The 5,762-nt window shown below is 68.2% G+C and carries 9 protein-coding genes; all 9 read right to left on the reverse strand.

The window, feature by feature from the left end; all coding sequences use genetic code 11:
• A partial coding sequence (rpsC, locus tag B7767_RS04730) for a 30S ribosomal protein S3 (RefSeq protein WP_085571013.1) occupies positions 1-746 on the reverse strand: 746 nt, incomplete at its 3' end.
• The gene (rplV, locus tag B7767_RS04735; RefSeq protein WP_019329637.1) at positions 746-1,093 is read right to left on the reverse strand and encodes a 50S ribosomal protein L22; all 348 of its coding nucleotides are present in this window, start codon (positions 1,091-1,093) and stop codon (positions 746-748) included. The genes rplV and rpsC, both read right to left, overlap by 1 nt.
• A 43-nt stretch (positions 1,094-1,136) precedes the next feature.
• Complete coding sequence (gene rpsS / locus B7767_RS04740; protein WP_010036728.1) at positions 1,137-1,418, reverse strand: 30S ribosomal protein S19; 282 nt, start codon at positions 1,416-1,418, stop codon at positions 1,137-1,139.
• Positions 1,419-1,430: 12 nt separating this feature from the next.
• Positions 1,431-2,267, reverse strand: coding sequence for a 50S ribosomal protein L2 (gene rplB / locus B7767_RS04745; protein ID WP_004927281.1), 837 nt, complete (start codon positions 2,265-2,267; stop codon positions 1,431-1,433).
• Between the two features lie 38 nt (positions 2,268-2,305).
• Positions 2,306-2,725 (reverse strand): 50S ribosomal protein L23, encoded by a 420-nt coding sequence (gene rplW, locus B7767_RS04750; protein WP_073932758.1) that lies wholly within the window; start codon positions 2,723-2,725, stop codon positions 2,306-2,308.
• Entirely contained in the window at positions 2,725-3,384 is a 660-nt protein-coding gene (rplD, locus tag B7767_RS04755) for a 50S ribosomal protein L4 (RefSeq protein WP_085571014.1), read from the reverse strand. The genes rplW and rplD overlap by 1 nt, the downstream gene beginning before the upstream one ends.
• An 8-nt stretch (positions 3,385-3,392) precedes the next feature.
• Positions 3,393-4,037: a 50S ribosomal protein L3 gene (gene rplC / locus B7767_RS04760; RefSeq protein ID WP_030046373.1), complete on the reverse strand. Its 645-nt coding sequence runs from the start codon at positions 4,035-4,037 to the stop codon at positions 3,393-3,395.
• Positions 4,038-4,054: 17 nt separating this feature from the next.
• Positions 4,055-4,363, reverse strand: a complete 309-nt coding sequence (gene rpsJ / locus B7767_RS04765; RefSeq protein WP_003948644.1) for a 30S ribosomal protein S10 — start codon at positions 4,361-4,363, stop codon at positions 4,055-4,057.
• 414 nt (positions 4,364-4,777) lie between these two features.
• On the reverse strand, positions 4,778-5,762 hold a 985-nt coding region (locus tag B7767_RS04770), incomplete at its 5' end, for a VWA domain-containing protein (protein WP_373408191.1).

A 5,762-nucleotide genomic window follows, 5' to 3' on the forward strand; every position in this document is an offset into this window, starting at 1 on the left:
GGCTTGCGGCCGCGGCCGCCACGCTCGCCACCGCGGCCACCACGGGCCGGGCGGTCGGCGCCACCGCGGGCCGGGCGGTTACCCGCACGGGCAGCGGCGTTCTCGGCGCGGACCTCGGCGATGTTCTTGACGTCGCCCTTGTAGATCCAGACCTTCACGCCGATGCGGCCGAAGGTCGTCTTGGCCTCGAAGAAGCCGTAGTCCACGTTCGCGCGGAGCGTGTGCAGGGGCACGCGGCCCTCGCGGTAGAACTCCGAGCGGGACATCTCGGCGCCACCGAGGCGGCCACCGCACTGGATCTTGATGCCCTTGGCGCCGGCCTTCATCGTGCCCTGCATGCTCTTGCGCATGGCGCGACGGAAGGAGACGCGGGAGGAGAGCTGCTCGGCGACGGCCTGGGCCACCAGCTGAGCGTCCGTCTCGGGGCTCTTGACCTCGAGGATGTTCAGCTGGACCTGCTTGCCGGTCAGCTTCTCCAGGTCACCGCGGATGCGGTCGGCCTCGGCGCCGCGGCGGCCGATGACGATGCCGGGACGGGCGGTGTGGATGTCCACACGCACGCGGTCACGGGTGCGCTCGATCTCCACCTTCGAGATGCCGGCGCGCTCCATGCCGGACGTCATCATCCGACGGATGGCGACGTCTTCCTTGACGTAGTCCTTGTACAGCTTGTCGGCGTACCAACGCGACTTGAAGTCGGTCGTGACACCGAGCCGGAACCCGTGCGGGTTTACCTTCTGGCCCATTACCGGGTTCCTTCCTTGCTGCTGACGACCACGGTGATGTGGCTGGTCCGCTTGCGGATCCGGTAGGCACGGCCCTGGGCGCGCGGACGGAACCGCTTCAGGGTCGGGCCCTCGTCGACGTACGCCTCGGAGATGTAGAGGCTGTCGGCGTCGGTGTGGTCGTAGTTGTGCGCGGCGTTGGCGATGGCGCTGTCCAGCACCTTGCCGACCGGCACGCTCGCGGCCTGCGGGGCGAAACGCAGGACCGCCTGAGCCTCCGTGGCGTCCATGCCACGGATGAGGTCCACCACGCGGCGGGCCTTCATGGGCGTGACGCGGATGTACCGCGCCTGGGCCCTGGCTTCCATGGTTGTCCCTTCAGTGTTTGTCATGGTCAATCCACCCCGCTGACTAGCGGCGCTTCGACTTCCGGTCGTCCTTGACGTGACCCCGGAAGGTGCGCGTCGGCGAGAACTCGCCGAGCTTGTGGCCGACCATGGACTCGGTGACAAACACCGGGATGTGGGTCTTGCCGTTGTGCACCGCGATCGTGTGGCCCAGCATCGCCGGGACGATCATCGAGCGACGGGACCAGGTCTTGATGACGTTCTTGGTACCGGCTTCGTTCTGCGCGTCCACCTTCTTGATCAGGTGGTCGTCGACGAAGGGTCCCTTCTTCAAGCTACGAGGCATCTCAACCCGTCCTTAGCGCTTCTTGTTCGTCTTGCGGCGGCGGACGATGTACTTGTTCGACGCCTTCTTGGGCGAACGAGTACGGCCTTCCTTCTTGCCCCACGGGGACACGGGGTGGCGACCACCGGAGGTACGGCCCTCACCACCACCGTGCGGGTGGTCGACCGGGTTCATGACGACACCACGGACGGTCGGGCGGACGCCCAGCCACCGCTTGCGGCCGGCCTTGCCCCAGTTGATGTTCGACTGCTCGGCGTTGCCGACCTCGCCGACCGTGGCGCGGCAGCGCTGGTCGACCAGGCGGATCTCTCCGGACGGCATGCGCAGGTGGGCCATCGAGCCCTCCTTCGCGAGCAGCTGCACGGAGGCACCGGCGGAGCGGGCGAACTTGGCACCGCCACCGGGACGGAGCTCGATCGCGTGGATCGTGGTACCGACCGGGATGTTGCGGAGGGCCAGGTTGTTGCCCGGCTTGATGTCGGCCCCGGGACCGTTCTCGACGCGGTCACCCTGCTGCAGGTTGCGCGGGGCGAGGATGTAGCGCTTCTCGCCGTCGGCGTAGTGCAGCAGCGCGATGCGCGCGGTGCGGTTGGGGTCGTACTCGATGTGCGCGACCTTCGCCGGCACGCCGTCCTTGTCGTGACGACGGAAGTCGATCACGCGGTAGGCGCGCTTGTGGCCACCACCCTGGTGGCGGACGGTCACACGACCGGAATTGTTACGGCCGCCCTTGCTGTGCAGGGGACGGACCAGCGACTTCTCCGGCGTGGACCGCGTGACCTCGACGAAGTCGGCGACGCTGGAGCCACGACGGCCCGGAGTCGTCGGCTTGTACTTGCGGATACCCATTTCTCAGTCCTCGTCCGATATCGAACGATCCTGACCGCTTACGCGGTCGGACCGCCGAAGATGTCGATACGGTCGCCCTCGGCGAGGGTCACGATCGCGCGCTTGGTCGCCGCGCGCTGGCCGAAGCCGGTGCGGGTGCGCTTGCGCTTGCCGATGCGGTTGATCGTGTTGACCCCGGTGACCTTGACCTCGAAGACCGCCTGGACGGCCTGCTTGATCTGGGTCTTGTTCGCGTTGGGGTCGACGATGAACGTGTACTTGTTCTCGTCGATGAGCGCGTAGCTCTTCTCCGACACGACCGGCTTCAGCAGGACGTCACGGGGGTCCGTGTAGGCCTTGCTCGCCGGGGTGACGACGGTGTTCTTGCCTTCGGCCTCGTGGCGGCGCGCCTTGGCGACGCGCGCGGCCTTGGCCTTCTTGGCCGCCTTGGAGGCGATGGAGGGGTGACGGGCAGCCATCAGACCTCGCTCCCTTCGTTGTCGTTGGCCTTGTTCGGGCCGGCGACGAAGGACTCGAAAGCGGCCTTGGTGAAGACCACGTCGTCCGAGACGAGAACGTCGTACGTGTTCAGCTGGCCCGGCTCCAGGATGTGGACCTGGGGCAGGTTGCGGGCGGACAGCCACGCGGCCTCGTCGGCGCGGTCGACGACCAGGAGCAGGTTCTTGCGCTCCGAGATCTTGCCGAACAGCGACTTGGCGGCCTTCGTGGAGGGGGTCTCGCCCTCGATCACGCCGGAGACGACGTGAATGCGGTTGTGGCGCGCCCGGTCGGTGAGGGCGTGACGCAGGGCGGCAGCCTTCATCTTCTTGGGGGTGCGCTGGGAGTAGTCGCGCGGCACGGGACCGTGCACGACGCCACCACCGGCGAACTGCGGCGCGCGGGTCGAGCCCTGACGGGCGCGGCCGGTGCCCTTCTGGCGGTACGGCTTCTTGCCGCCACCACGGACCTCGCCACGGGTCTTGGTCTTGTGGGTGCCCTGGCGGGCAGCGGCCAGCTGCGCGACGACGACCTGGTGGATCAGCGGGATGCTGACCTTCTCAACGTCGAAGATCTCCGCGGGGAGCTCGACGGTACCGGCCTTGTCGCCCGCGGGCGAAAGGATGTCAACAGTGCTCATCGGTTACCTCAGGCCCCCTTGGCCGCGGTGCGGACCAGGACGAGGCCGCCGTTCGGACCGGGAACCGCGCCCTTGATGAGCAGCAGACCCTTCTCCGCGTCAACGGCGTGGACGGTCAGGTTCTGGGTGGTGACCCGCTCGTTGCCCATGCGACCCGCCATGCGCAGGCCCTTGAACACACGACCCGGGGTGGCGCAGCCACCGATGGAACCGGGCGAACGGTGCTTGCGCTGGGTGCCGTGTCCGGCGCCGAGGCCCTTGAAGTTGTGACGCTTCATGACACCGGCGAAGCCCTTGCCCTTGCTCTTGCCGGTGACGTCGACCTTCACGCCCGACTCGAAGACCTCAGCGGTGACTTCCTGGCCCAGCGTGTACTCGGAGGCGTCCGCGGTGCGGATCTCGACGAGGTGACGACGGGGGGTGACGTCGGCCTTGGCGAAGTGGCCCTTGAGGGGCTTGTTCACCTTGCGCGGGTCGATCTCGCCGAAGGCGATCTGGACCGACTCGTAGCCGTCGACGTCGTTCGTGCGGACCTGGGTGACGACGTTGGGGCCGGCCTTGACGACGGTGACCGGAACAACACGGTTGTTCTCGTCCCACACCTGCGTCATGCCGAGCTTCTCGCCCAGGATGCCCTTGATCTGCTTAGCCATTCTCAGATCACCGGCCTTCAGAGCTTGATCTCGATGTCGACACCGGCCGGGAGGTCGAGTCGCATCAGAGAGTCAACGGTCTTGGGGGTCGGGTCGAGGATGTCGATCAGGCGCTTGTGCGTGCGCATCTCGAAGTGCTCGCGCGAGTCCTTGTACTTGTGCGGCGACTTGATGACGCAGTACACGTTCTTCTCAGTGGGCAGCGGCACCGGGCCCGCGACCGACGCACCAGTGCGGGTCACCGTCTCGACGATCTTCTTCGCCGAGGAGTCGATGACCTCGTGGTCGTAGGCCTTGAGCCGGATGCGGATCTTCTGTCCCGCCATGGCTACTTCGTAGTCCTGTCTCTCTTTACGCTCCGGAACCCGATGTTCCAGGTCTCGTCCTCCGACCCACGCGGTCGGGTGTGTCGCGCTCCCGTCGACATGAATGTCCCTTGTTCGAACATCCCTGCGGGATTGACACGGCCCTACCAGAACCGCGGACCGGGGGCGAAAGGCCCACCGGGCGCCTGGCCGGTGCCGCGCTCCGCTTCCCGGAAGATTCCCGTACGTCCGCCCCTGATCAGGGACGACGAGTACTGTGGGACTCGCTTCCGGTCCTCCCGGCGGGAGGCGCGCAGCATCAACACTCGACCGAGCAACTCGGACAGTCTGCCACACGGGGACCGGGGCTGGCCAATCGAGCGGAAGAGATTACCCCGAAGGTGACGGGGATCAAACGCGAACCCGCCCGGCCGGTCAGATCACGCGGAAGAGGTCGGCGGTGGTGTGGACGTCGGTGAGGTCCTCGATGAGCCGGAGGTTGTCGCACAGGGCCTGCAGGACCGAGTCCTCCGCGGCGGCGCGCGGGGCGCCGATGACCAGGCCGAAGACCCGGAAGCCGAGCCGGTGCCTGGTGTCGTTCCAGGCGCGCGTCCACTGCTCGGTGACCCCGCAGTCGTCATCGGTGATCATCACGATGTCGCCGCGCATGCGGGCGGTGTCGTCGAACTCCGCCTCCAGCAGTTCGCCCGCCGCCGACAGCGGGGTCTGGTAGCTGGTGCCGCCGCCGAGGAAGGTCTCGGCGAAGTCGACGGTCCGGTCGACAGGGGCGGGCTCGTCCGCCGGGAAGCGGAAGACCTCGAACCTGCCGGGGGCGGAGAACAGGATGCCGACGAAGTCGCGTCCGGCGGCGCGGGCCTGGTCGAGCAGGGCCAGGGCGCACGCCTTGGACCATGCCTCCCGGGTGATTCCGCCGGGCCCCTCCTCGTACATGGAGTGCGAGGTGTCCACGCACGCGATGATCGCGCCCCGGCCGGTGGTCTGCTCGCCCCGGCTGTCGTAGAGCATCAGTTCCCCGGCGGCGTAACGGGCGGCGAAGACCGCGCGCAGCTCGGGCAGGCCGAGGTGGGCCAGTTCGGAGGGGATGACGCGGGAGAGGTCGTCGCCGAGGGTGACGCCGACCAGTTCCCCGGTGGTGTTCTCCACCTTGCGGGCGCGCTCGCCGTCGGCCATCTGCCGGAACCGGCCGATCAGGTCGGCCCACCGGGCGAGGCGGCCGGTGCGCAGCCGTTCGGCGAGCCGGGCGCGCTCGGCGAACGGCATCCGCTCCAGTTCGCCGGATCCGACTCCCCACGCCCGCATCAGCGCGGCCTCCTGCCGGACGGTCTCCGCGGCCCTCGCCACGGCGCCGCGTGCGGTGGCGCGGATTCCGGGGAGGGCCGTCGCGGCGGCCAGGGCGGCC

It is taken from the genome of Streptomyces sp. 13-12-16 (assembly GCF_002114215.1).
Taxonomy (GTDB): domain Bacteria; phylum Actinomycetota; class Actinomycetes; order Streptomycetales; family Streptomycetaceae; genus Streptomyces.

Bases quoted from the DNA above. Each gene is read 5' to 3' on its own strand.
- rplV (WP_019329637.1), bottom strand. From the start codon at position 1,093: ATGGAAGCCAGGGCCCAGGCGCGGTACATCCGCGTCACGCCCATGAAG.
- rpsS (WP_010036728.1), bottom strand. From the start codon at position 1,418: ATGCCTCGTAGCTTGAAGAAGGGACCCTTCGTCGACGACCACCTGATC.
- rplB (WP_004927281.1), bottom strand. From the start codon at position 2,267: ATGGGTATCCGCAAGTACAAGCCGACGACTCCGGGCCGTCGTGGCTCC.
- rplW (WP_073932758.1), bottom strand. From the start codon at position 2,725: ATGGCTGCCCGTCACCCCTCCATCGCCTCCAAGGCGGCCAAGAAGGCC.
- rplD (WP_085571014.1), bottom strand. From the start codon at position 3,384: ATGAGCACTGTTGACATCCTTTCGCCCGCGGGCGACAAGGCCGGTACC.
- rplC (WP_030046373.1), bottom strand. From the start codon at position 4,037: ATGGCTAAGCAGATCAAGGGCATCCTGGGCGAGAAGCTCGGCATGACG.
- rpsJ (WP_003948644.1), bottom strand. From the start codon at position 4,363: ATGGCGGGACAGAAGATCCGCATCCGGCTCAAGGCCTACGACCACGAG.